Source organism: Mesorhizobium sp. M7A.F.Ca.CA.001.10.2.1 (assembly GCF_003998575.1).
In the GTDB taxonomy this organism is placed as follows: Bacteria; Pseudomonadota; Alphaproteobacteria; order Rhizobiales; family Rhizobiaceae; genus Mesorhizobium.
Genome location: NZ_RZQY01000948.1, coordinates 1 through 1,679 on the forward strand (window position 1 = coordinate 1; position 1,679 = coordinate 1,679).

Consider the following 1,679-nt stretch of genomic DNA (forward strand, 5'->3'; position numbering starts at 1 on the left):
CCCGATGTCCGCGCGCCGGTCTATTCGCACCTGACTTATGACGTCATTCCTGGCGAGTTCGTCACCATCGACCGGCCCGACATATTGATCTTCGAAGGCATCAATGTCCTGCAGCCCGGCAAGCTGCCGCAGGACGGCAAGATCGTCCCTTTCCTGTCGGACTTCTTCGACTTCGCCATCTACATCGATGCCGACGAGAAGCTGATCCACAACTGGTACATTTCCCGCTTCATGCGGCTGCGTGAGACCGCCTTCCGCAACCCGGACTCCTTCTTTCACCGCTATTCGCAGCTGTCGGAGAGTTCGGCGCGCGCCATCGCCGAAGGCCTGTGGACCAACATCAATTTGAAGAATCTGCGCGAGAACATCCTGCCGACGCGGGCCCGCGCCGACTTGATCCTGCGCAAAGGCGCCGACCACCTGATCGAGGAAGTGGCGCTCAGGAAGCTGTGACGGCCGGCTCCGTCACCCGCCGCAGCGTCAGATTGATCCGCCCGCCGTTTTTCAGCAGCGCCGAGGTCGAGGGATAGATCCGATCGACGCCGTGAAAGCACAGCCGCCCCTCGCCGCCGAGCACCACGACGTCACCGCTTTGCAGCCTGAACGACTTGGTGGCGCCATCACGCGTGGTCTGGCCGACTCGGAACAGGCAGTCGTCGCCGAGCGAGACGGAGACGACCGACGCCGAAAGATCGGTCTCGTCGCGGTCCTGATGCAGGCCCATTTTTGCGTCCGGCGTGTAGAAATTGATGAGGCATGCTTCCGGCGGGTGCGAATAGCCCGAGACCTCGCGCCACAGGTCGAGCAGCGCATCCGGAATTGGCGGCCAAGGCGCCCCGGTTACCGGATGCGCCGGCTGGTAACGATAGCCGTGCTCCTTGTCGGTGACCCAGCCGAGCGGCCCGCAATTGGTCATACGCACGCTCATCTCCTTGCCGGTGCGCGGCATGGCCGGCACGAACAGCGGCGCCTGCTGCACGATCCGTCCCACCTCGTCGACCATCTCTTCCTGCGCGCTGCGCGACAGGTAGGCCGGCATGTGGCGGACGCCTTTGGGCAGGACGAGCACGGATTCGATTACCTCTTGGATGGTTCGGAACCGTAAAATGTCACGTTCAAATGAAAACGGCGACCCGAAAGCCGCCGCTCTTGTCGAATTGGCAGCCGCCGATCAGGCGAGGTCGGGAATGCGCAGCACCTGGCCCGGATAGATCTTGTCGGGATGGGTCAGCATCGGCTTGTTGGCCTCGAATATGACCGTGTTCTTGACGCCTTGGCCCTTGCCGTAGCTTTTCTCGGCGATCTTCCAGAGATTGTCGCCCTTCTTCACCGTGTAGAAGGTGGGCTCCTTGGCGGGGGCGGCGGCCGTGCCAGGTGCTGGCGCGACCTGCAATTCGTCCGCCTGCACTTTGGAGACGCCGAGCGTGTTGCCGACGGCGATGACCGCCTTCTCGAAGATCGACTGGTCCTTGACCACACCCTTCAGCACCGCCGTGTCGCCCGTGACGACGACCTCGACGCCATCGGTGCCGAGCTTGTGCGAATCGAGCTCCTTCTTGAGTGTGTCGGCCGTGGGTGCGGCTTCGTCGTCACCGCCGATGCCCAGTTTCTTGCCGACGCTCTTGACGAAATCGAACATGCCCATCCTTGGTCTCCCTTGCTAATGGCAATGGTTGAAC

General features: G+C 62.4%; 2 protein-coding genes and 1 pseudogene. 1 reads left to right on the forward strand and 2 read right to left on the reverse strand.

Features of this window, described 5'->3' with window-relative positions:
- Positions 1-453: pseudogene (locus EN964_RS33810) on the forward strand (type I pantothenate kinase); the annotation flags it as partial.
- Here EN964_RS33810 and EN964_RS33815 read toward each other — a convergent pair.
- Both EN964_RS33815 and lysM read right to left on the reverse strand, forming a co-directional pair.
- The gene (locus tag EN964_RS33815) at positions 440-1,069 is read right to left on the reverse strand and encodes an alpha-ketoglutarate-dependent dioxygenase AlkB (protein ID WP_127266883.1); all 630 of its coding nucleotides are present in this window, start codon (positions 1,067-1,069) and stop codon (positions 440-442) included. The pseudogene EN964_RS33810 and the gene EN964_RS33815 sit on opposite strands and share 14 nt — an antisense overlap.
- A 102-nt stretch (positions 1,070-1,171) precedes the next feature.
- The gene (gene lysM / locus EN964_RS33820; RefSeq protein ID WP_027039967.1) at positions 1,172-1,645 is read right to left on the reverse strand and encodes a peptidoglycan-binding protein LysM; all 474 of its coding nucleotides are present in this window, start codon (positions 1,643-1,645) and stop codon (positions 1,172-1,174) included.
- Between the last annotated feature and the right edge of the window lie 34 nt (positions 1,646-1,679).